The 23983-nt window shown below is 38.9% G+C and carries 19 protein-coding genes and 1 tRNA gene; 12 read left to right on the top strand and 8 right to left on the bottom strand.

The features are described from left to right. The 5 genes from ftsI to AC1M89_RS07870 form a co-directional block, all read right to left on the bottom strand. Positions 1–1830 (bottom strand): penicillin-binding protein PBP3, encoded by a 1830-nt coding sequence (gene ftsI / locus AC1M89_RS07890; protein WP_035263956.1) that lies wholly within the window; start codon positions 1828–1830, stop codon positions 1–3. A 9-nt stretch (positions 1831–1839) separates the two neighbouring features. After that, on the bottom strand, positions 1840–2184 hold the full coding sequence (gene ftsL, locus AC1M89_RS07885; protein WP_092767285.1) for a cell division protein FtsL: 345 nt from the start codon (positions 2182–2184) through the stop codon (positions 1840–1842). After that, positions 2184–3107: a 16S rRNA (cytosine(1402)-N(4))-methyltransferase RsmH gene (gene rsmH / locus AC1M89_RS07880; protein WP_481591473.1), complete on the bottom strand. Its 924-nt coding sequence runs from the start codon at positions 3105–3107 to the stop codon at positions 2184–2186. The genes ftsL and rsmH overlap by 1 nt, the downstream gene beginning before the upstream one ends. Positions 3108–3291: 184 nt before the next feature. Next, complete coding sequence (locus AC1M89_RS07875; RefSeq protein WP_481589159.1) at positions 3292–4308, bottom strand: sulfate ABC transporter substrate-binding protein; 1017 nt, start codon at positions 4306–4308, stop codon at positions 3292–3294. Between the two features lie 239 nt (positions 4309–4547). Further along, the gene (locus tag AC1M89_RS07870; protein ID WP_481591513.1) at positions 4548–5522 is read right to left on the bottom strand and encodes a sulfate ABC transporter substrate-binding protein; all 975 of its coding nucleotides are present in this window, start codon (positions 5520–5522) and stop codon (positions 4548–4550) included. Positions 5523–5926: 404 nt separating this feature from the next. Between AC1M89_RS07870 and AC1M89_RS07865 the strand changes: the two genes are divergently transcribed. From AC1M89_RS07865 to AC1M89_RS07845, 5 genes are all read left to right on the top strand, one after another. Continuing rightward, the gene (locus AC1M89_RS07865) at positions 5927–6241 is read left to right on the top strand and encodes a DUF4179 domain-containing protein (protein ID WP_481591474.1); all 315 of its coding nucleotides are present in this window, start codon (positions 5927–5929) and stop codon (positions 6239–6241) included. A 127-nt stretch (positions 6242–6368) separates the two neighbouring features. Beyond that, positions 6369–7877 (top strand): glutamate--tRNA ligase, encoded by a 1509-nt coding sequence (gene gltX, locus AC1M89_RS07860; RefSeq protein WP_481589160.1) that lies wholly within the window; start codon positions 6369–6371, stop codon positions 7875–7877. A gap of 114 nt (positions 7878–7991) precedes the next feature. Next, positions 7992–8067: transfer RNA gene (locus AC1M89_RS07855), tRNA-Glu, on the top strand. A gap of 105 nt (positions 8068–8172) precedes the next feature. Next, positions 8173–8514, top strand: coding sequence for a zinc-ribbon domain-containing protein (locus AC1M89_RS07850; protein ID WP_035263946.1), 342 nt, complete (start codon positions 8173–8175; stop codon positions 8512–8514). A 158-nt stretch (positions 8515–8672) separates the two neighbouring features. Further along, positions 8673–8978, top strand: coding sequence for an SEL1-like repeat protein (locus AC1M89_RS07845; RefSeq protein WP_051586493.1), 306 nt, complete (start codon positions 8673–8675; stop codon positions 8976–8978). A 52-nt stretch (positions 8979–9030) separates the two neighbouring features. Here AC1M89_RS07845 and ettA read toward each other — a convergent pair whose 3' ends face one another. Then, positions 9031–10692 (bottom strand): energy-dependent translational throttle protein EttA, encoded by a 1662-nt coding sequence (gene ettA, locus AC1M89_RS07840; RefSeq protein WP_035263944.1) that lies wholly within the window; start codon positions 10690–10692, stop codon positions 9031–9033. A gap of 298 nt (positions 10693–10990) precedes the next feature. Here ettA and AC1M89_RS07835 point away from each other — a divergent pair, with 298 nt between their 5' ends. The 4 genes from AC1M89_RS07835 to AC1M89_RS07820 all read left to right on the top strand — a co-directional run bounded on the left by AC1M89_RS07835 (position 10991) and on the right by AC1M89_RS07820 (position 14244). Further along, a complete protein-coding gene (locus tag AC1M89_RS07835; protein ID WP_481591475.1) occupies positions 10991–12268 on the top strand; it encodes an O-acetylhomoserine aminocarboxypropyltransferase/cysteine synthase family protein in 1278 nt (425 codons plus the stop codon). Between the two features lie 241 nt (positions 12269–12509). After that, entirely contained in the window at positions 12510–13397 is an 888-nt protein-coding gene (locus AC1M89_RS07830; protein ID WP_481614095.1) for an SDR family NAD(P)-dependent oxidoreductase, read from the top strand. A gap of 116 nt (positions 13398–13513) precedes the next feature. Continuing rightward, positions 13514–13813 carry a hypothetical protein gene (locus tag AC1M89_RS07825; protein WP_481614094.1) on the top strand — a complete coding sequence of 100 codons (300 nt, stop codon included), beginning with the start codon at positions 13514–13516 and terminating at the stop codon, positions 13811–13813. 113 nt (positions 13814–13926) lie between these two features. Continuing rightward, positions 13927–14244: a hypothetical protein gene (locus AC1M89_RS07820; protein ID WP_092767300.1), complete on the top strand. Its 318-nt coding sequence runs from the start codon at positions 13927–13929 to the stop codon at positions 14242–14244. Between the two features lie 58 nt (positions 14245–14302). Here the strand turns inward: AC1M89_RS07820 and AC1M89_RS07815 are convergent, their stop codons facing one another. Together AC1M89_RS07815 and AC1M89_RS07810 are read right to left on the bottom strand one after the other, a co-directional pair. Next, entirely contained in the window at positions 14303–16498 is a 2196-nt protein-coding gene (locus AC1M89_RS07815; protein ID WP_481614093.1) for a bifunctional SulP family inorganic anion transporter/carbonic anhydrase, read from the bottom strand. Between the two features lie 198 nt (positions 16499–16696). Then, positions 16697–19063 carry a Tex family protein gene (locus tag AC1M89_RS07810; protein WP_481591479.1) on the bottom strand — a complete coding sequence of 789 codons (2367 nt, stop codon included), beginning with the start codon at positions 19061–19063 and terminating at the stop codon, positions 16697–16699. A gap of 482 nt (positions 19064–19545) precedes the next feature. Between AC1M89_RS07810 and ompR the strand changes: the two genes are divergently transcribed. The 3 genes from ompR (at position 19546) to AC1M89_RS07795 (ending at position 23604) form a co-directional block, all read left to right on the top strand. Continuing rightward, entirely contained in the window at positions 19546–20310 is a 765-nt protein-coding gene (gene ompR / locus AC1M89_RS07805) for an osmolarity response regulator transcription factor OmpR (protein ID WP_035263934.1), read from the top strand. Positions 20311–20417: 107 nt separating this feature from the next. Further along, positions 20418–21878 carry an ATP-binding protein gene (locus AC1M89_RS07800; RefSeq protein WP_092767308.1) on the top strand — a complete coding sequence of 487 codons (1461 nt, stop codon included), beginning with the start codon at positions 20418–20420 and terminating at the stop codon, positions 21876–21878. Positions 21879–22086: 208 nt separating this feature from the next. Beyond that, entirely contained in the window at positions 22087–23604 is a 1518-nt protein-coding gene (locus tag AC1M89_RS07795) for an acetyl-CoA hydrolase/transferase family protein (protein WP_092767310.1), read from the top strand. Positions 23605–23983: the final 379 nt, after the last annotated feature.

The following is a 23983-nucleotide window of genomic DNA, read 5'->3' as shown; positions in this document are numbered from 1 at the left end:
CTATGGAATGGATTTTGGAGTATCTAAGGGTTTATCCAATGGTACGTTTAACAGTCTCAGCGACTCCTGCATTACTTTTGCGAAAACAGGTGCTGATACAGTACCACCGTAATATGTGCCTTTTGGATTTTCGACCACGACGACCATCGCCAAACGTGGATCACTTACAGGTGCAACACCTGCAAATAAAGCTCGATATTCATTGGTCGAATACCCTTTACGGTCAGCACGTAATTTGTGTGCTGTACCCGTTTTACCTGCAACGCGATAACCTGGTATTTGAGCACGAGTCGCTGTACCGCCTGGTAATGTTGCTGTCTCCATCATTAACAAGACTTGATCCGCAATTTTAGGATCAATCATTTGTTCACCTTGAGGAGCTTCATCCAACTTGTACAAACTTAAAGGAACTTTCTTCCCTTTGTTTGCCAACATGGCATAAGCGTCTGCCAATTGTAGTACCGTGGCATTAAGACCATATCCATAGGACATGGTTGCAACTTCTGAAATATTCCATTTACTTGGCGGTAAGATCAGACCTGGACTTTCACCAGGGAATTTGACAGCCGAACGCTGTCCAAAACCAAGACGCTTATAGAACGTTGGTAAAGTCGGATAAGGCAAAGATAAGGCAATTTTCGCTACACCTACGTTGGAGGATTTTTGAATAATGCCACCTAAAGTAAGCGCTCCATAATTATGTGTATCACGAATCGTATGATTACCGACACGCATCGACCCTGGCGTGGTATTAACGACTGAGTTTGCAGTGTACTTACCACTTTCAAGCGCCATCGCCACCGTTAATGGTTTCATCGTCGAACCTGGTTCAAACGAATCAACTGCACCGCGATTTCGCATTGCATCTTTATTGGATAAACTTTTTTTATCATTCGGGTTATACGACGGCCAACTGGTCATCGCTAGAATTTCACCGGTTTTGACATCGACCGCAATTGCTGTAGCAGAACGTGCATTATTTGCCACGCCTACCGCGGTAAGCTCTCGATACATAATGTATTGCAATCGAGAATCAATACTCAGTGTAATATTTTCCCCAGCTTCAACTTCTTTAATAACTTCTGGAACTTGAACACGGTTACCATGCTTATCACGTACAATTTTCTGTTCGCCATTGACCCCTGCAAGCCGCTTATTCAGCTGCATCTCCAAACCTTCAATCCCTGTTCCCTCGGTATTGGTTAAACCAATGATTTGAGAGTTGGGTTGTGGTTGTGGGTAATAACGTTTATATGATTTTTCAGAATATACGCCAGCAAAATTACGTTGTGCTAACAGAGCCGCTTGAGCAGGTGGTACTTCTTTTTTCAATACTAAATAACGTGAACGAGCTCGATCTTGAACACGCTTTTTGAGGTCAGCTCGATCCAACCCAACTGCATCTGCTAGCTCATCTAAATTCAGGTTTTCCTGTGGTAACTGATTTTTTAATTTACGGCTGGTTGGATTCTTTTTTAACTCTTCAGTGATTTCATCAAAAGTTGCTTTAGTTTCAAAATAATGTTGAGGATCAATCACCACCTTCATAATTGGTGTACTAATAGCCAAGGGAACGCCATTACGGTCGCTAATAACCCCTCGCATCGCGCTTAATTTTTCAGTACGTAAAATTTTGGCATTGGCTTTATTTTGCAAAAAGTCTTTGTTCACAATTTGAACATAAAAGGCACGTGCAACCAATACTACAAAAAATGTCAGGACTAAGCCCCACATTAAATAGAAACGCCACATATCTACAGCAACGGTTCTTTTCTGTGTAATGGGCTGCTGTTTTTTACGTGTTTGTTTTGTTTTGCTTTTATCAACCATTCAGCGTGCCTATTGATTTTTCGCGGTTTCAGCAGGAAGTGAAATCACCACAGTCTGTGATGTTGGTGGTGAATACATACGTAATTGTGTCACTGCACGTGTCCCAATTTGTGCAGTCGCTCCAAATGTCTGTTGCTCAATAAGTAGACGACCCCATTCAGCATTTATGTCTTCAAGCTCACGCATATGCGTATTGAATTCACGAAAATCTTGACGATAAGAATAGACCTGATAGACCACCATAAATGCGCTCACCATGACCATAGCGGTTAAAACGCTATAGATCAGTATTTTTTTACGCACCAAGGTCGTTGCTACCAGTTCCTGTTGTTCTACGTCTTTTTCCTTTTTCATTATTCGCCTTTAAAATTTATTCGCTCTGCAACTCGCAACCAAGCACTTCTAGAACGCGGATTTTGTTTCACTTCTTCTTCACTTGCACGTACGCGATCAATTTTTTTCAAACGACGAGTTTCTTTAGGTTTCTGAGGTAAGCCCCAACCATCATCCTCAGCTAAAGTCGACTCTTTTTGAATAAATTGTTTAATAATTCGATCTTCTAAGGAATGGAAACTGATGACCGCTAATCGACCTCCATTATGAAGCATATCCAGTGCTTCAGGTAAAAAAGCATGCACATCTTCTAATTCTTTATTGATTTCAATTCGAATTGCTTGGAATGTACGTGTCGCAGCATGCTTATTTTTTTCCCATTTCGGATGGGCAACTTTTACAATTTCAGCCAATTGACCTGTAGTCTCAATATAACCTGCTGCTTTAATCGCTTTCGCAATGCGGCGGCTATATCGTTCTTCACCATACTGAAAAATAATATTCGCTAAATGCTCTTCATCAACTTCAACCAACCATTGCGCTGCAGTTAAGCCTTGAGAGTTGTCCATTCGCATATCCAGTGGACCGTCTTTCATAAAGCTGAAACCACGTTCGGCCTGATCAAGTTGTGGTGATGACACACCTAAATCTGCCATAACACCATCGACAGTTTCAACACCGCGTTGATTTAAGGCTGTTTTAATATCTGCAAAACTTGCATGAATAATGGTAAATCTTGGATCTTCTTGTTCTAACTGAGCAGCCACAGCCAAAGCCTGCGGATCTTTATCAAATGCATAGACACGAGAATGTTCATCTAATTTAGACAAGAGAAGCCGAGTATGACCTCCTCGACCAAAGGTGCCATCTACATAAATCCCTGTATTACGCCCACCCAATAGAGCATCTACAGTTTCATGAAGTAATACAGAAATATGCGACATAATAACGTTTCAGAACATCTAAAAATTTAACTGCACATTATTACCTTGTTTTAATAAAGCTCCAAACGACTTTTTGTAGGTAAATTTTACTTTCTATAGGCAAAACCGTTTCATTCACTGGAATGTTCAAATAAAAAAGCCTCACTTGGAGGCTTTTTTATTAATTTTCAATTACTTCAGTATATTAACGACGACTGTTATAAATCTGATCAAAAATCGCACCATTCACAAAATGTGCTTGTTGTGCTTTTGCCCAACCACCGAAAACCTCATCAATGGTGAATGTTTTTAACTTAGGAAATTGTTTTGAGTATTTTGCTAACACTTCAGCATTACGCGGACGATAGAAATGCTTAGCAGCCATCTCCTGACCTAATGGTGAATATAAATAGTTGATATAGCCAGTTGCCAACCATTTATTGCCATTTTTATCTACAGTACGATCAACGATGGCAACAGAAGGCTCTGTCAAAATAGAAATAGATGGATAAACAATATCAAACTGATCTTTGCCCAAGGCTTTTTGAGTGACCAGTGCTTCATTTTCCCAAGTGAGCAACACATCGCCAATTTTACGCTCAGCAAATGTCGTCATAGAAGCGCGCGCCGCAGAGTCCATCACTTTGACGTTATGGTACATCTTGCCAACAAAGTCTTTTGCTTTCGCTTCATTACCACCTGGTTGTTTGAGTGCATAACCCCAAGCTGATAAATATACCCAGCGTGGTAGTCCACCTGTTTTAGGGTTTGGTGTGATGATTTCTACACCCGGCTTAACAAGATCTTGCCAATCCTGAATTTTTTTAGGGTTACCTTTACGCACCATAAAAACAATGGTTGATGTATAAGGTGCAGAGTTATAAGGGAACTCTTTTTGCCATCCTTTATTGATTTGACCCGATTTCACGATCTCTTCAATATCATTTGCCAAAGCCAAAGTGACAACGTCGCCTTTCAAGCCATCAACCACAGAGCGTGCTTGTTTACCTGAGCCACCATGAGATTGTTTAAAGTTGACTTTCACTCCAGTTCTTGACTGCCAATATTGACCAAATGACTGATTAAACTCATCATAAAATTCACGAGTCGCATCATAAGATACATTCAGGAAATCACGTTGTGCTGCTTGAGAAGATACGCTGAACGATAAACCTGTTGCGAGTAAGCCCGCTGTAAGCAAGGCTTTAAATTGAGTTTTCATAGTCAAAAAATCTAGATATACATAATTAATCTAAATATATGAAATAAAATCATATTCATCAATTTAATTTGGACATGTGATTTACGTTATATTGCTACCATTTTTCTTTCAAGATTATGAATTAATTCATAAATCATCTTAAATACAGTCTATATTCAAATATATAGTATTTTATGGATTTCTTATAATTAAAAATGGATAGCATATCGCTATCCATTCACATAAGTTCTAAAAATAGATTATTTTTCTGCTGAAATTTGGTCGTAAATCGCGCCATTTACAAAGTGCGTTTGCTGCGCTTTCGCCCAACCACCAAATACTTTATCGATGGTAAATAATTGTACCTTTGGAAATTTAGTACTGTATTTAGCTGCGATTTTTTCATTACGTGGTCGAAAATTATGTTTAGCAGCTAATTCCTGCCCCAAAGGTGAATACAGATAGTTAAGATATCCTTTTGCGAGATTACGATTCCCATTTCTATCTACGGTTTTATCTACGATGGCAACAGAAGGCTCAGCTAGAATTGAAATGGATGGATAAATAATTTCAAATTTATCTTGCCCCAAACCTTGCGTCGCTAAGAGCGCTTCATTTTCCCAAGACAGTAAAACATCACCAATTCCACGTTCAGCAAAAGTCGTGAGTGATCCACGGGCTCCTGAATCTAACACTTTGACATTTTTGTATAATCGTTTGACTAACTCACGAGCTTTGGCATCATTTCCGGCAGGCTGTTTAAGTGCATAGCCCCATGCAGATAAATAAATCCATCGTGGCGCACCACCTGTTTTTGGGTTCGGGGTAATGATCTCAACACCTGGTTTGACTAAATCATTCCAGTCTTTGATATTTTTTGGATTGCCCTTTTTTACTAAAAAAACAATGGTAGATGTATAGGGTGCTGAATTATTGGGAAATTCTTTTTGCCAATTTTTATTGATATAACCTGCTTTTACAATTTCTTCAATATCATTTGCAAGTGCCAAGGTCACAACATCTGCTTGTAATCCTGTTGCTACAGCACGTGCTTGTTTCCCAGATCCACCATGAGATTGCTTAAATTGCACGTCTTGACCAGTACGTTTTTTCCAAAACTCACCGAAACTTTGGTTATATTCTTGATAAAATTCGCGAGTGGGATCATAAGAAACATTTAAAAATGATGTATTCGCCTGTGCAGTCATACTGAACAACAATGCCCCAATACTCATTGTGCCCAATAATTTATTGAAAAAGTGCTTATTCATTAAAATCTCTTTTTTATTACATTTATGAATTGCACTATATTTTTTATTTACTTCAGTCACAATGTATTCAATAGACGAATTAAATCATTGTAAATATCTAAATTTAATATATATTTTCTTCATAAGAATTGCATTTTTATCACTTAAATTTTCTTTAAAATTTACCGCATAACATCATATCTCCACCGAATCTCCATATTTTATTGATAAAAAGAGGCAAAATTTATTTCAGCTACAGGTTGAGTAACTTAAGGATTGTTGAATAAAAATTGTAAGAAAGTGTGATGCATTTGTACTTTTGTGAATTTTATGTTTAAAATGTAAACCTAATTACTCTTACAATAAATTCAAAATAGGGGAAAATTGAAATGAATTTGTACTATTTACAAGCGTTAAGCTTAACTTTATGTGTTTTTGGTATGAGCCAGACACATGCAGCAGCGTTACAAAACCCTGCTAAATCACTACAAAACTCTAGTGTTGCTGAAAAGTCTTTAACCCCTATCGAACGCGCATTGACTCAACAAAAACGTGAACGTGCTGAGAACAAACCTTCTTCAGAGATGGATCAGATTAAAGTGATCACCTCTATTAAGAATGCTCCAACGCAAAACTTTCTAGCATCGCAACACCAACAGTTTTCGCGTTTTTTACAAAGTTTATTTCCTCAGCACACATCTTAAGCACCATTTTTCTCAATCTCCCCAATTGAGCCAAATTTAGCCCAGTCCGATTTAATGAATTAATCATTAAGCCACTGGGCTTTTTGCTATAATAAAACCAATTTTTATTTGATAACTTTTTCTGGCTATGACAGTTCGTACTCGTATTGCACCATCTCCTACAGGTTTCCCCCATGTAGGTACTGCTTATATCGCATTATTTAACCTATGCTTTGCTCAACAGCATGGCGGTGAATTTATTTTACGTATTGAAGATACAGACCAACTCCGTTCAACACCTGAATCAGAAAAAATGATTCTCGATTCATTGCGCTGGTTAGGTTTAAATTGGTCAGAAGGTCCAGATGTGGGTGGCCCTCATGCGCCATATCGTCAATCTGAACGTATGGATATTTATAAAAAATATGCGTTAGAACTGGTTGAAAAAGGTCATGCATTCTATTGTTTTGCCACTGCTGAAGAATTAGATCAAATGCGTGCAGAACAACAAGCACGTGGTGAATCTCCTCGTTATGATGGTCGTGGTCTAAAACATACGCCAGAAGAAGTTGAAAGACGTTTAGCGGCTGGCGAACCGCATGTTATTCGCATGAAAGTACCTGAAGAAGGGATTTGTAAATTTAATGACTTACTGCGTGGTGAAGTAGAAATCCCATGGGCACAAGTTGATATGCAAATTCTGCTGAAAACCGATGGCCTACCAACTTACCACTTAGCAAACGTTGTTGATGACCATTTAATGGAAATCACTCACGTGATTCGTGGTGAAGAATGGATTCCATCTGCTCCTAAACACCAATTGCTTTATCAATATTTTGGTTGGGAAATGCCTGTGCTTTGCCACATGCCACTTTTACGTAACCCTGATAAATCAAAACTATCTAAACGTAAAAACCCAACTTCAATCAATTACTACAAAGATATCGGTGTATTACCAGAAGCATTATTAAACTATTTGGGTCGTATGGGTTGGTCAATGCCAGATGAACGCGAAAAGTTCAATTTGGCTGAGATGATCGAGAATTTTGACATCCAACGTGTATCGCTTGGGGGTCCAATTTTCGATGTAGAAAAACTCAATTGGTTAAACGGGCAATGGATCAAAGCACTTAGCCCTGCTGAGCTTTTAGATACTTTATTGGCGTGGAAGGCAGATCGTGCCAAGTTAGAAGAAATTGCAGCGGCAATTCAACCACGTATTAACCTATTGTCTGAAGCAGTGAATTGGTCAGCACATTATTTTAATCACTTCCCTACACTGTCTAAAGCACAATTCGAAAGTAAAAAGTTATCTGAAGAGCAAGTTCGTCAAAGCCTACAATTTGCAATTTGGCGCTTAGAAAGCTTATTTACTTGGAATAATGACACTGTTAGCCAAACGCTAATGGATTTAGCTGCACAAATGGAAATTAAATTACGTGACTTTATGCCTGCGTTCTTTATTGCCATTGCGGGTTCTACTGCTTCAACGCCAGTGATGCAAACCATGGTGACCATTGGTCCTGATTTGACTTTTGCTCGCCTGCGTCATGCACTCGAAATCGTTGGCGGTCCAAGTAAAAAAGAGCTTAAAGTATGGGAAAAATTGAATGAAAGCTTAAAATTGCCGAAAAATGATGCAGTTGATGAAGCTTAATTAAATTTTTTATTGACGCATGAGTGTTATATCCCTAATATAGCGCTCACACAGATTGAGCACTTAGCTTGATACCTAGATTGCTTTTATAGCATTAACTGTGTTGCCTCATAAGTCCCTATCGTCTAGAGGCCTAGGACATCGCCCTTTCACGGCGGTAACCGGGGTTCGAATCCCCGTAGGGACGCCAAATTCTAAAAAACCACTGACCTCGATCAGTGGTTTTTTTTCATCTATACATTTTTGATTTTAGTTTCGATGTTATAGAATTAAGCAAAAGAAATACGGAGCGCTCATGCAGTACCAATGCCCTAAATGTCAAAGTCGTAAAATTCTTCCTTTAGCAAGTGCCAATGCACCTGCTGTACGACCAAATGTTCCTAAAAGCTTAATCATCCTCGTACCCACTCTATTTTTACTCCTATTATTGGTGATTATTAGCGTTGTACTGATGATTTTTAGTAATGGTGCTGGCGAGACACTTCAAATTGCAACTGTGATCGTATTTTTAATTGCAGTGATAGCGGGTGTGATGTTCTGGAAAGATTTACCAGATTTCAAAATTTCGATGCAAGCCTTCATGCAATCTCAAAAGAAATGGAAATGCCGTGAATGTAATCACGAATGGGAAAATTAATTGTTTATTTTCATCAGTCCTAAAAGCTCATTTGAGCTTTTAGGACTTAAAATTAAATAAATTTAAATTTTATATATGAGTAGTAGACAAAACCTTCAAAAGAGCATAATTTAATGAAATAGATCTCATTTTTGCATGGATAAGCAAGGAGAACCATAATGATAATAAAACTATTTCAATCACTATTCTTTGATCTAAAACGTACTCGAACGGCTAATTTATCCAATCTCGAGCCATCCACATCCTTAAACCCTCGAAATCAAATGTGGTTATACCTACGTGATGCATTACGTGGGAATGCTGAAGCACAATATCAATTAGGTCTGAGTTACTTAAATGGTGAACTAGGTTTGGATCGAAATTATCAAATTGCTGAAAAATGGCTGAACCAATCAGCGAATGCTGGAAATGAAAATGCAAAAAGAACTCTACTTCAAGCTTATAGTCTTTTAGCATTTTCATAAAATTAATTCATAAAAAAACCAGCCTGAAGGCTGGTTTTTTTATTAGATGGAATTAACCACCAATTTTGCGATATTTTTGGCGCTTAGCCACTAGATCATCGCCATCGCGTTTACGACGGTATTCTTCGAACTCAGCATAGTTTCCTGTGAAGAATTCTGGTGTTTCACCTTCGAATGACAAGATGTGCGTTGCAATACGGTCTAGGAACCAACGGTCATGCGAGATGACCATTACAGTACCTGGGAATACTAAAATTGCATCCTCAAGCGCACGTAAAGTTTCGATATCCAAGTCGTTCGATGGTTCATCGAGAAGGATAACGTTTGCGCCCATTTGTAGAATTTTCGCAAGTTGTAAACGGTTACGCTCACCACCTGACAATTGACCTACACGCTTCTGCTGATCTTGGCCTTTAAAGTTAAAACGACCAATATATGCACGTGATGCGATTTCATATTCACCAATACGTAAGATATCTAAACCGCCAGAAACTTCTTCCCAAACCGTTTTATTGTTATCTAAGGTGTCACGAATCTGACCCACGTAAGCCACTTTAACTGACTCACCTAGCGTTACCGTACCTGTATCAGGTTGTAATTCACCTGTCATCATACGGAATAGTGTGGTTTTACCCGCACCGTTCTCACCCACGATACCCACGATCGCACAAGGTGGAACAACAAAAGATAAATCTTTGTAAAGCGTACGATCACCAAACGATTTGCTGATACCTTCAACTTCCACAACCTTGTTCCCTAGACGTGGACCAGGTGGAATGTAGATTTCAGACGTTTCGTTACGTTGTTGGAATTCACGAGAGTTAAGCTCTTCAAAGCGTTCCATACGTGCTTTATTTTTCTTTTGCTGACCTTTTGCATTAGAACGAACCCATTCAAGTTCTTTTTTCAATGCTTTAGCAAAAGATTCTTCTTGCTTCTGTTCTTGCTCTAAGCGGGCATTTTTCTGCTCTAACCAAGAAGAATAATTACCTTGATAAGGGATACCCATACCACGGTCAAGCTCAAGAATCCACTCAGCAACGTTATCCAAGAAATAACGGTCATGCGTAATCGCAACGATTGTACCAGGGAAATCTTTTAAGAAACGTTCCAACCATGAAACAGATGATGCATCCAAATGGTTCGTCGGTTCGTCAAGAAGCAACATGTCTGGTTTAGACAAGAGCAAACGGCAAAGTGCCACACGACGGCGCTCACCACCTGACAATTTAGTGACATCAGCATCCCAAGCTGGCAAGTTTAACGCTGCCGCTGCTTGTTCAAGCTGGTTATTTAAGTTATGCGCATCCCAAGTTTGAATAATTGCTTCAAGCTTTTCTTGCTCTTTTGCAAGTGCATCAAAGTCGGCATCTTCAGCTGCATATTCAGCGAAAACTTCATCAAGACGAGCTAATGCATCAAGTGCTTCACGAACGCCATCTTCAACGTTGCCACGAACGTCTTTTGTTTCATCTAATGGCGGCTCTTGCTCAAGGTAGCCGATCTTGATACCTGGTTGTGCACGAGCTTCACCAGAGAAATCTTTATCTACGCCAGCCATAATACGAAGCAAGGTAGATTTACCTGCACCGTTTAAACCAAGAACACCAATTTTAGCGCCCGGGAAAAATGATAAAGAGATGTCTTTAAGGATTTCGCGCTTAGGCGGAACCATCTTAGACACACGGTTCATCGTGTAAATATATTGGGCCACGTAGGACTCCTCTATAAAAAAAACAAAATCCGCTGTAAATACAAATCGCGGACAAATAATTAGGGAGCATTATACGATGAATACGATAAAAACATAAGCCATACGCCCGAACTTGCAAGGAATGTTACAAGTTTATTTTTTCATCAAACTTACCATTCAAAGTGCACAAGAATATGGCTTTTAAATGAGCAACATATGAGAATTTTAGATAACTTTTTCAATATTTTATAAATTTTATAATATGATTAGGGTGCTATATTCTCATTGAACAATTTTTAAACCACAAGAAGATCTCAAAATGACATATAAGGACGAAACCCTCGCCATCCATGCTGGATACTCACCTGAACCAACGACTAAAGCAGTTGCGGTACCCATTTATCAAACGACGTCTTACTCATTTGATAATACGCAACATGGCGCAGACCTATTCGATTTAAAGGTCTCTGGGAATATTTATACACGGATTATGAACCCAACGACTGCTGTGCTTGAACAACGTATTGCAGCACTCGAAGGTGGGATCGGCGCATTAGCACTTGCATCAGGTATGGCAGCCATTACCTATGCCATTCAAACCATTGCTGAAGCTGGGGACAATATCGCTTCTGTATCTACACTTTATGGTGGTACATATAATTTATTTGCACATACGCTACCAAAACAAGGGATCGAAGTGCGCTTCTTCGATTATCAAAATCCAGAAAGTTTGCGAGCACTTGTTGATGAAAAAACTAAATTAGTCTTCGTTGAGTCTATTGGTAATCCACTCGGCAATATTATTGATTTAGAAGCGATTTCTAAGCTTGCACATGAACTTGGCATTCCTGTAATTGTGGACAATACAGTTGCTACACCAGTGCTTCAAAAATCTTTTGAATTTGGTGCAGATATTGTTGTTCACTCTCTAACCAAGTACATCGGCGGACATGGTAATTCGATCGGCGGTATCATTGTTGACAGCGGTAAATTCCCTTGGGGTAAATATCCAGATCGTTTTAAAGCGTTAAATACGCCCGATCCAAGCTATCACGGCGTGAACTATGTCGAAGCGCTTGGTGAAGCAGCTTATATTGCACGTGCTCGTGTCGTGCCATTACGCAACACAGGTGCAGCGATTAGCCCACAAAATGTTTTCTTAATCCTGCAAGGTTTAGAAACATTAAGTTTACGTATGGAACGTCATACTGAAAATGCTTTAAAAGTTGCTCAATATTTACAAGCTCATCCAAAAGTAAAATGGGTAAATTACGCAGGACTACCTGATCACCCGCAACATGCTTTAGCTCAGAAATACGTTAAGGGCAAACCTTCAGCAATTCTTTCATTTGGTGTACAGGATGGCTTAGCAGGCGGAACTCGCTTTATAGATGCCCTACAATTATTCACACGATTGGTGAATATCGGTGATGCAAAAAGCTTAGCATGTCACCCAGCAACTACAACGCATCGCCAACTGAATGAAGAAGAGTTAAAAGCTGCTGGCGTTTCTACGGATATGGTTCGCTTATCTATTGGAATCGAACATCCTGACGATTTAATCGCCGACCTAGAACAAGCGCTCGCTCAAGTTTAATCTTGGTAATACATTAGAAATAAAGCCTCATGACTGGGGCTTTATCCTCATTTACCCTATCGTCTTTTTCAATTATTTTATTCGTATTACCACAATAAAAAATTAGAGCATTTACTCTAATTTTTACAATAAATTCATAAACTTATGCCATGGTTTATTTTCATTTTTCCACTATGCTAATTTGTATGACACGTTTAAAAATACGTGTTCCACAATTCATTGCATTTACAGGGAGAATGAAGTGAATAAAAAATTAGAACAGCGTTTTAAAAAACGTGTCCATGGAAAAAATATTCTGATTACAGGCGCGTCCAGTGGTATCGGTTTAACTGTTGCACATCAATTGGCTGCGGCAGGTGCGCATGTATTATTGGTGGCACGAACTGAGGAAACTTTACAACAAGTAAAATATGAGATTGAGCAAAAAGGGGGAAAAGCTGACATTTTTCCTTGTGATTTGAATGATATGAGTTCAATCGATGCTGTAACGCAACAAATCTTCAATAGCGTCACACATATTGATATTCTAATTAATAACGCAGGTCGTTCGATTCGCCGTGCAGTCCATGAGTCCATCGACCGTTTTCATGATTTTGAACGCACGATGCAACTCAACTATTTTGGTGCTGTTCGCCTCATTTTAAATGTCCTTCCACATATGATAGACCGTGAACGTGGACATATTATTAATATTAGCTCAATTGGTGTATTAGCCAATGCTACACGCTTCTCTGCATATGTCGCTTCAAAAGCTGCATTGGATGCATTTAGCCGTTGCCTAGCAGCTGAAGTACATGCGCATAATATCGCTATCACCTCGGTCTACATGCCTTTGGTCAGAACACCGATGATCGCTCCAACTAAAATATATAAATACGTGCCAGCACTTTCACCGAATCAAGCTGCAGATTTAATCGCTGGTGCTATTGTGAACCGTCCAAAAAAGGTAGCGACTGGTCTTGGAAAACTTGCATCAATTACTTATGCAATTGCACCTGATATTAATAATAAATTGATGTCGATTGGATTTAATTTATTTCCAAGCTCTACTGCTTCTGTCGGTCGCCAAGAGAAATTAAACATTGTACAGCGTGCATATGCCCGACTATTTCCTGGCGAACATTGGTGATGGAACAAGTTAATTTAAGTACTTTGTGAGATGATCTTGTTACATTTTCACTGTGTGATTTTAATTATTCTTTAAGAATTAAATGCCATGATCAAAACATAAAATAGGAGTTTGTCATGGCTCAAATTTATTTTTTTAGATTATTTTTTCTAGCAGTTGCTGTTTTGATTTTTACTCAAATCATGAGCATGATTATTCAGCAACATTACTCATTCGACACCTTATTACAGCTAGGTTTATTTTTAATTTTGCTTGAGCTGGGATTCAACATAACATCAGCCGATGCTCAAAATAAAACTAAATTGGATCAACAGCAGATGAATCATGCCAAAGCACCAAAGTCTTATGCATATCATTTGTCAAAAATAGGGTTAGGCACCATTGCATTCAGCTTGATCTTGCCGAATCTTATTTAGTGCTAATCATGATTGAGTTCAAATCTAGGCCTAAAAAAAATTTTGAGATCATTCGTTAGGCGGCAGAGTTATGTTATAAACCTTGCATCTTATTGATTTTATGCTTTGTACTTATGCGTGGTTTAGCTTTAGTGCTGCAATGTGCAGCCATCGCATTTGCGATATTCCTCATTTATCAAGTTACTCTCGGTTTTTATACTCAAGAATTTAAAGTTTTAGACGTAGTCGCAGATGTAGGAACTATTCTCATCTGTATCGATCTTGCCGTATTCTTGTGGCATAGCCGCCAAACTAAAGCTGCCAACCTACAAGACTATGCACAAAAGATCGAACAATCAGTTCCAAAATTCGTAAAAATTTCACGAAAATTAGGTCATCTCGGGATTTTATTGATCTTAACCAGCTGGATTGTCCCCATGATTAATGGATAAATTAAAAACCTCCCATTTGGGAGGTTTTTAATATCACTTACTGATGAAATGAGATCATTTAAGATAAAAAGTTGACTTGACCATATTTCACATCATAGATTGCGCCAACAATCCCAATCTCTTTACGCTCAATCATGTCTCTTAACGTGTCACTATTTTTAATAATATAATTAATATTATTTCGCACATTTAACACAGTTACGGCATCAATAAAATTGGTTGTAAGTTGATAATTACTCATATCATTTTTGACTGTTTCCGCCGCCTGCATAATCGGCTTCAAAAAATGCTGAACGTTCGGTGTATCTTTTAGTTGACTCAAATCCACCTTTTGCTCAAATAAATGACAAGCAGATCCTACCGCACCACAGTCCGTATGCCCCAATACCACGATCAGTTTTGCACCTTTGGTTTTACATGCAAACTCTAAAGAGCCCACGACTTTTTGACCAGCAATATTTCCAGCAATACGCAAACTGAATAAATCACCGATTCCTACATCAAAAATGCGCTCTGTCGGTGCTCTAGAATCCATACAACCCAACACTGCAGCAATAGGATGTTGCCCTGCATTTGACGTAACTTGAATTTGGCGAGCAATATTATGGTGTAAACGCTGATGATTAATAAAACGCAAGTTCCCGTCTTTTAGCATCTGTAAAACTTGATCAGGACTGAGCTGTTTTTGGAGTTCTTGCGTACTCACATCAAGATCGAGCTCGTCCTCTTTTATTTCAGGATAATGTGCTTTAAAACCTTGTAAATTAACTTTTATCCCCTGCTTTACCGCCACTTCACTTTGAAAGTCCTTAATAATTTGATAGATATCTGGATCAATATAATAGGTATTGGATGCATCGATTAGCACATTTTCATGCGGTTTAACTTTTTCTAAAGCGGTGACGAGTGCGGCACGATTTAAAAAACTTAAATTCGGTGCTAATTCAATACGGGTAAGTGAACCATGCAAGTGTTTTTCATGGATCACACGTACACCACGGTGTAAATGACTCTGTAAGATAATCAATAAACTGATCACTAGACCAATCATGATGCCTTTCAGTAAATCAGTTGCAATGATTGCAACTACCGTGACAATAAAAGGTAAAAATTGTTTCCAACCTTGCGCATAAATCCGTTTAAATAGGCTTGGTGTTGCCAATTTAAATCCAGTCAAGATTAAGATTGCTGCCAATGAAGATAGCGGTATCGCATTGATTAATGGAGTGAGCGCCACCACTGCAACAATCAGTAAAAAACCATGAAAGATTGCAGAAAATTTGGTTTTAGCTCCACTGGTTGCATTCACTGAACTACGAACAATGACTGAGGTAATCGGCATACCACCGATCAATCCTGACATAGAGTTTCCAACACCCTGTGCAAATAATTCACGATTGGGTGGTGATGAGCGCTTTTGTGGATCCATCTTATCGGCAGCTTCTAAATTCAATAGTGTTTCAAGAGAAGCTACCACCGCTAATGTAATTGCACCCGTATAAATTAAACTATCATTCCAATACGAAAAATCTGGAAACTGGAAAATCGTTTCTGAACCAGAAAAGATATTCGGAAGATTAATCAATTGTTGAGGGTTTACTGCATATGGAGAGCCGATTTTCAACATGATAAAGTTAAGAAGTCCAGCAAATATCACCGCAATCAAGGCTGAAGGCAGCGGCAGTTTTTTTAATTTACTACTATCCCACAGTAGAGTTAACGCAATACAACTTAGACCAATTAATCCTGAGCCAATATCAATATGACTCAGTACAGATTGAATTGACCATTGATCAATCAAAGCAAATCCTTTGACGTCCAAACCAATCAATTTAGGTAATTGACTGATAATCAGTAACAGACCAATCGCGGCAAGCAATCCCAAAATCACATTGGTGGGTACGAAATTTGAGAAAACACCTAACCTAAAAATACCAAATAATATTTGTAAAATTCCAGCTAAAAACAATGTGAACAAAAAGGCTTGATAATTACCTTGTAGTAATTCAATTTGGGTCAATACAATCGCCACTAAGCCTGCAGCGGGACCAGATACACTGATATGTGAGCCACTAAAAAAACCAACAACGATTCCACCAATCACGCCAGCAATAATGCCTGAAATGAGTGGTGCACCTGATGCATGAGCTATGCCCAAACAAAGCGGAAGTGCAACAAGGAAAACAACCAGACCTGAGAGCAAATCACGACTATAAAATTGAGGTTTCAGCTCGTTATTTTGAGATATACTCATGTTTAATTTCTCTTAATTATATGACTTATAAAGTTAAAAATAATTTTGAAGTGATGAATTGATTATTAAGTTTTTCTTGTTGTTTTATACCATCTTAAAGTTTACATTTAAAATAAATCACCTTGATGTTCTTCATTTATTTAAAAACATAAGCATAAAAAAACCTCCCATATGGGAGGTTTTTTACCTGATTAAAGATTACTTCGAACCTTTAACCCCTGCTTGTAATAATAATGCACCTAAACCACCAATCTTCTGTTCTTGTGGTTTCTGCTGCTGAGGTTTTTTCGCATGTTGTGGGCGATCACCGTGTGGACGTGCTTGCTGAGGACGCTTCGCGTGTGGTTTACGCTCACCACGTTGCTCTTGCTGGCCTTGAGTTTCACGACGTGGCTGGCGCGGCGCCTTCGCAGGTACTTCAGATCCTGCAGGACGCATCGATAAATTCACACGATTACGTTCCACATCAACTTGTAACACACGCACTTGAACAATTTGCCCTGGTTTCACAAACTTATGTGGATCAGAAATAAATTCATTCGCTAGTTCTGAAATATGAACTAAACCATCTTGATGAACACCAACATCAACAAATGCACCAAAGTTCGTTACATTGGTCACTACACCTTCAAGCTCTAAGCCTTCAGTCAGTTGTGAAACCTCAGTAATGTCATCACGGAACTTCGCTGTACGGAACTCCGGACGTGGATCACGACCTGGTTTTTCAAGCTCCGCCAAAACATCTTGGATCGTTGGTAAACCAAATTTGTCATCAACAAACTCTTCAGGTTTAACCTGACGAATGATTTCAGTATTGCCAATAATATCTTTTACAGTGGTCGCTTTCGCTTCAACAATCTTGTTGACTAAACCATAAGACTCAGGATGAACTGCTGATGCATCCAATGGTTCTGAACCATCTTGAATACGTAAGAAACCTGCAGCTTGCTCAAAAGTACGCTCACCTAAGCGTGGTACTTTTTTCAAATCTTGACGATTATCAAAACGACCATTCTCTTTACGGTAGTCTACAATTTGCTGTGCTATAGATTTGTTTAATCCTGCGATGTAACCCAAAATCGCTGAAGATGCTGTATTCACATCTACACCAACTGAGTTCACACAGTCTTCCACTACAGCTTCAAGCGTTTTTGCCAAGCCTGTTTGATTCACATCGTGTTGATATTGACCTACACCAATTGATTTAGGATCAATCTTCACAAGTTCAGCCAATGGATCTTGTAAACGACGCGCAATAGATACTGCACCACGAATCGATACGTCTAAATCTGGTAATTCTTGTGAAGCCAATTCAGATGCTGAATATACTGAAGCACCTGCTTCAGATACAGACACGCGCGTTAATTTAAGATCAGCATGAGCAGCCATCATTTCCGCAACAACGGCTTCTGTTTCACGACTCGCGGTACCGTTACCAATAGCAATTAGCTCAACATTGAATTCACGGCATAAACGTGCCAATTCATTGATTGAGCCTTCTTTATCTTCTTTAGGTGCGAATGGATAAATCGTGCTGTGTGCCAGTACATCTCCAGATGCATTCACGACAGCCAATTTCACACCCGTACGGATACCAGGATCCACACCTAAAGTAGTACGTGAACCTGCTGGTGCAGATAAAAGTAAATGACGTAAATTTTCTGCAAATACTTGCATTGCTTCTGCTTCAGCAGCCAAACGCTTTTCTGTCAGAAGTGAATGCTCAATTGTAGGGCGGACTTTGCCGAGCCAGAATAATTTTGCAGTCTGCTTCAGAAAATCTTGACGGGCTTGAGGTTGAACTTGATCAAGATTGTATTCAGTTTCAATGCGCGCCAAAGGAGCATCATTTTCACCATCAACTTTTAGACCGAGTACATTCTCTTGACGTCCACGTAACATTGCCAATAAGCGATGTGATGGAACTTTGTTTAAATTTTCAGAAAAATCGAAGTAGTCACGGAATTTTTTACCAACTTCTTTTTTCTCTTCACTAGCAACTAAGCTTTTTAACACTGCTGTTTTTGCAAACATCGCTTTAAGCTCTGTCGTGAGTGCAATATTTTGTGCCCAGTCATCAATGAGAATATGCTGAACAGCGTCTAATTGACTCTCTAAATCAGGATAATCTTCATGATTAAATCCTGCTAAAGCTTCTGCAGGTTCAACATTTTCATTATAGATTTTTTCAGCGATTGGGCCTAAACCAGCCTCTTTTGCTTTAAATGATTTACTTGTACGTTTTGGACGATACGGTGCGTAAATTTCTTCTAATGCATTTTTTGTTTCAACGGCATTGACGCGAGCTAACAAATCATCCGTGAGTTTATTTTGTTCTTTCAGTGATTCAATGACCTTTTCACGGCGTTCAAATAAATCACGAAGGTAAGTTAATCGGGTATCCAGTTGACGTAACTGCGTATCGTCTAAGCCTTGAGTTACTTCTTTACGGTAACGTGCAATAAATGGAACACTAGAACCTTCATCAATCAGCTTAATGGCAGCTTCTACTTGGTTTGGACGTACGGCAAGTTCACTTGCCAACTGCTGAACTAAGTCAGTCATCGTGTTAAATTCCACAAGGATAAGGACTAAAAGTTAGTGATTATAAAGACCGAGACTATAAAATCCACAATTGTTTTGAATATTTGCAATGAAATTTTAAATAAAAGTCTCAATTTTTCTAGTTTTATCTCCCAGAGAAAAAGCTTCTAGTGAGATCTCTGATCAATTATTTGAGTGTAATGCGTCATTGTGTCATCACTTTGACAATGAACTAAAACATTTAACTCTTTATAATCACTTTATTTTTCTGATTTTGATGTAAATTTTTTGCTTTCAATACCACTTCAAATTAGCTTCATATTGAATAGCGATTTTATTTTAAATTATTTGCTTAAAAACAGGTCAATACATGTTGTGATTTGGTTTCAGAACACACTTAAAATTGTAATTTTGAGCAATTTGATACATAGTCTTAACAAGAACTTAGGCATTATACTGAGACAAATGACTATTTATAAATACAACTTTTAAGGGAGTGCATCATGAGTTTAGTTGTACCTGCTGAAAATACTGATGTAGTACACAATGACACTGACAGAGTTGAACGCATTCTGGTCGTCGACGATGATGTGCGTCTTCGTACCCTTTTACAACGGTTTTTAGAAGATAAAGGTTTTGTGGTTAAAACCGCACATGATGCCACGCAAATGGATCGGTTATTACAACGTGAACTTTTCTCGCTCATCGTTTTAGATTTTATGCTTCCTGTAGAAGATGGTTTGAGCATTTGTCGTCGTTTAAGGCAGTCTAACATTGACACGCCTATTATTATGCTCACTGCACGTGGTAGCGACTCTGATCGTATTGCAGGGCTTGAAGCAGGTGCTGATGACTATCTACCAAAACCATTCAACCCAAATGAATTGTTAGCTCGTATCCGAGCTGTACTACGTCGACAAGTGCGTGAGGTTCCTGGGGCACCAAGCCAGAATGTTGAAGTGGTTTCATTTGGTCCTTGGTCACTCGATCTATCGACTCGAACATTGACTCGTGAGGGTCAAGTGGTGACCTTAACTACTGGTGAATTCGCAGTACTCAAAGCATTGGTGCAACATCCTCGTGAACCGTTGACACGTGATAAATTAATGAATTTGGCACGTGGTCGTGAATGGGGAGCAATGGAACGCTCTATCGATGTTCAAGTCTCTCGTTTACGTCGTTTAATCGAGGAAAATCCGGCTCGTGCACGCTATATTCAAACGGTGTGGGGTGTGGGATACGTATTCGTACCAGATGGTGCAGAATAATTTTTTAAACAATGGACTCCGCCATCAATGATGTCGGGGTCTTTATTTTATGTATTAAACAATTACATGCACTTATTCTTTTTCAGCCCAAACTCTCAGGTTAGACCGTGAAACTTGATCCTATTGACCCACAAAAATTTAATGAATTTGTTGCGTATTCAGAGCGAAAACGAACGAAATGGGAACGCTTTCTTGACAAAATCAAGCCGCGCTCCGCTGCAATGCGAACAACAGTTTTGGTTGTTTTTGTGGTGTTCTTTAGTCTGTTTATGTCACTTTGGTTTTTTTGGAAAACCCTCTATTTACCAGAGATTCAACAGCATGCACGCTACCTTGCGGTTGAACTCGAAATTATCAACAACCCCGACCTTCGAATTTTTCATGGTGACACTGAACTTGATGTTGACACATGGTTAAAACAGCGTGTTGGAATTGAATACGTTACAGACCCTGCTGCGTTCCCCAACCAGCGCGATAAAGTCATTGCTGAATTCTTTACGAACCAAGTTGAAAAACGTTTGGCCAAAGAGCTCGACGTGCCTGAGGTCACCGTCTATTTCCAATTTAAACCTAGCCCACGTATTTGGATTCAAACCCCAGAAATGAACGGGAATTGGGTTCAAGAACCGTTAAAAACTTATGCAAATTATAGCCCCGAATTGATTTTGGCATGGTTTCTTGGCGTACCGCTGATTTCAGCCATGATTATCTTAACTTTAGTGAGACAGCTCAATCGCCCACTACGCCGACTGCAAAATGCAGCAAATAGCTACAGTAAAACTGGAAAAGCCCCCTACCTTGAGACGAACCACGGACCTTTGGAAATCCGCCAAGTCAACCAAGCCTTTAATCATATGATTTATACATTGGAGCTCACTGAACGTGATCGTCAAATTATGTTGGCTGGTATTTCACATGATTTAAGAACCCCGCTCACTCGAATTCGACTGAGTGCTGAAATGATGTCAGATGATGACTTCTTGAAAGAAGGCTTAATCTTTGATGTGGATGATATGGATGCCATTCTTAATCAGTTTATTTCTTACATGCGTGATGGTTCAGATGAAGACCTAAAAGAAACCAATATCAATACCCTTTTGCAAGAATTGGTTATTCAGTTTAAACCCCTGGATATTCGCTTTGAACCAGAAGAACTCCCACTGATTACTGCTCGTTCGCTTTCCCTCAAGCGCTTAATTGGTAACTTAATTAATAATTCTAAGCGTTATGGTGCTGAACCCATTGAGCTAAGTGCGAAAGTCGAGGGAGATCATCTAAAAATTTGTGTTGCTGATCACGGTGATGGAATCCCAGAAGATCAAATTGCAGACCTTATGCAACCTTTTGTACGTGGCAATGAAGCACGTACCATCCAAGGGAGTGGTCTTGGTTTAGCCATTGTAAAACGAATTGTCGATATTCATGAAGGTGAATTAAAAATTCATAATCGTCCTGAAGGAGGTCTTGAAGCTATCATTCTACTGCCCCTTTCAACACCTCAAGTTGCTGATATTTCAACCAATAGCACCTTAGATAAAATCAGGCAAACCATCACCGAACGATTTTGATGAATGGTGAATAGTTGAACGGTTGAATTGGTTTAATTATTCACCACAATGAAAATTAAAAATAAAAAACAATATCTTACAAACCATAATATATCTTTATATCCGCATTTTTTGAAAAAATTAGACCTTAGCCTAACAGGTATGCAAAATGGCTCGCTTGATCGGTACAATCGGTGCCAGATCCAGAATATCAAGAGAAGAGTAAACCATGTCTTTAGATCGCATTCGTTTAGAGTCACTTCATGAAAAAGTCATTTCAGCTGAACAAGCTTCAACGTTTATTGAAGATGGCATGACCGTAGGTATGAGTGGTTTCACGCGTGCTGGTGAAGCTAAAGCAGTTCCATTGGCATTGGTAAAACGCGCTCATACAAACCCTTTAAAGATCACTTTAATCACTGGTGCGTCTTTGGGTAATGACTTAGATAAACAGTTAACTGAAGCTGGCGTATTGGCTCGTCGTCTACCTTTCCAAGTTGATAATACTTTGCGTAAGGCGATCAATAAAGGCGAAGTAATGTTTATTGATCAGCATTTGTCAGAAACTGTTGAACAAATGCGTAATAAACAATTGAAAAAGCCTGATATTGCTGTAATCGAAGCTGTAGCAATTACTGAAGATGGTGGCATCATTCCAACGACTTCAGTAGGTAACTCAGCAAGCTTTGCAATCTTTGCAGAAAAAGTAATTGTTGAAATTAACACAAATTTAAGCCCAGCATTCGAAGGCTTGCACGATATTTATATCCCATCTTATCGTCCGACACGTCAGCCGATTCCACTCACTCAAGTCGATGAGCGTATTGGTACACATGCAATTAATATCGATCCTGCTAAAATTGTTGGCATCGTATTTAACAGCGAATTCCATGATTCTCCATCAACAGTCACTGCACCAGATGATGAGACTCAAGCAATTGCAAACCACTTAATCGAATTCTTTGAAAAAGAAGTGGCTGAAGAACGTCTTCCTAAAAATTTAGGTCCATTACAAGCAGGTATTGGTTCAATTGCGAATGCAGTATTAACGGGTCTTAAAGAATCGAATTTTGAAGATCTCATCATGTACTCAGAAGTACTTCAAGACTGTACTTTTGAATTAATTGATGCTGGTAAAATGAAATTCGCTTCTGGCTCATCAATTACACTTTCTGCACGTTATGGTGAAAAAGTATTCAATAATCTTGAGCAATACAAAGACAAACTTGTATTACGCCCTCAAGAAATTTCAAACCACCCAGAATTGGTACGCCGTTTAGGGATTATCGGGATCAATACTGCGCTTGAATTTGACATCTACGGCAATGTGAACTCTACGCACGTATGTGGTTCAAAAATGATGAATGGTATTGGTGGTTCAGGTGACTTCGCACGTAATGCGCATATCGCAATCTTCGTTACTAAATCAATCGCTAAAGGCGGTGACATTTCATCTGTAGTGCCGATGGCATCTCACGTAGATCACACAGGTCATGACGTAGACGTTCTTGTTACTGAACAAGGTCTTGCTGATTTACGTGGTCTTGCACCGCGTGAACGTGCACGTGCAATCATCGATAACTGTGTTCACCCATTGTATAAAGATGCATTAAACGACTATTTCGATCGTGCATGTGCTAAAGGTGGACAAACTCCTCACCTACTTACAGAAGCGCTCTCTTGGCATTCTAATTTCGAAGAAACAGGTCATATGTTATCTGCACCTGCTGAAGCAAAATCTGCATAAGTATGACTTAAAAAAGCCCTGAATATCAGGGCTTTTTTTATTTCGAAAGATTCTAAAATACTTTTAGATCATCATAATAGTTGACATAAACTAATGAAATAGGCAGGATTGGATAGGACACTAAAGTGTGATAAGGTTTACATTTTACAAATATTAAATTACACAAAATCACACTTTTGCAGCTGAACTTTACACATAATTTGAATATTATTATTTCATAGCAAGATTATGAGTGAACAAATAATAATAACAGCGTACTGTTTCATCAGTTTTCCTTCCTAGATTTCCCCCAAAATCTAGGAATTTTTTTGTCTATATGTTTTACAGAACTCAAGTTTAGTGTCCGCATAAAAAAACCTCGATATTCGAGGTTTTTGTG

The organism is Acinetobacter sp. ANC_7635, assembly GCF_056779945.1.
The sequence above is the reverse complement of the archived record's forward strand: the minus strand, read 5'-3'. Positions and strand labels throughout refer to the sequence as shown.

Coding starts and splice junctions, on each gene's coding strand:
- AC1M89_RS07835 (WP_481591475.1), top strand. CDS start 10,991: ATGACATATAAGGACGAAACCCTCGCCATCCATGCTGGATACTCACCT.
- AC1M89_RS07870 (WP_481591513.1), bottom strand. CDS start 5,522: ATGAGTATTGGGGCATTGTTGTTCAGTATGACTGCACAGGCGAATACA.
- ftsI (WP_035263956.1), bottom strand. CDS start 1,830: ATGGTTGATAAAAGCAAAACAAAACAAACACGTAAAAAACAGCAGCCC.
- ompR (WP_035263934.1), top strand. CDS start 19,546: ATGAGTTTAGTTGTACCTGCTGAAAATACTGATGTAGTACACAATGAC.
- AC1M89_RS07815 (WP_481614093.1), bottom strand. CDS start 16,498: ATGAGTATATCTCAAAATAACGAGCTGAAACCTCAATTTTATAGTCGT.
- AC1M89_RS07845 (WP_051586493.1), top strand. CDS start 8,673: ATGATAATAAAACTATTTCAATCACTATTCTTTGATCTAAAACGTACT.
- AC1M89_RS07825 (WP_481614094.1), top strand. CDS start 13,514: ATGGCTCAAATTTATTTTTTTAGATTATTTTTTCTAGCAGTTGCTGTT.
- AC1M89_RS07875 (WP_481589159.1), bottom strand. CDS start 4,308: ATGAAAACTCAATTTAAAGCCTTGCTTACAGCGGGCTTACTCGCAACA.
- ftsL (WP_092767285.1), bottom strand. CDS start 2,184: ATGAAAAAGGAAAAAGACGTAGAACAACAGGAACTGGTAGCAACGACC.
- rsmH (WP_481591473.1), bottom strand. CDS start 3,107: ATGTCGCATATTTCTGTATTACTTCATGAAACTGTAGATGCTCTATTG.
- AC1M89_RS07820 (WP_092767300.1), top strand. CDS start 13,927: ATGCGTGGTTTAGCTTTAGTGCTGCAATGTGCAGCCATCGCATTTGCG.
- AC1M89_RS07865 (WP_481591474.1), top strand. CDS start 5,927: ATGAATTTGTACTATTTACAAGCGTTAAGCTTAACTTTATGTGTTTTT.
- AC1M89_RS07795 (WP_092767310.1), top strand. CDS start 22,087: ATGTCTTTAGATCGCATTCGTTTAGAGTCACTTCATGAAAAAGTCATT.
- gltX (WP_481589160.1), top strand. CDS start 6,369: ATGACAGTTCGTACTCGTATTGCACCATCTCCTACAGGTTTCCCCCAT.
- AC1M89_RS07850 (WP_035263946.1), top strand. CDS start 8,173: ATGCAGTACCAATGCCCTAAATGTCAAAGTCGTAAAATTCTTCCTTTA.
- AC1M89_RS07810 (WP_481591479.1), bottom strand. CDS start 19,063: ATGACTGACTTAGTTCAGCAGTTGGCAAGTGAACTTGCCGTACGTCCA.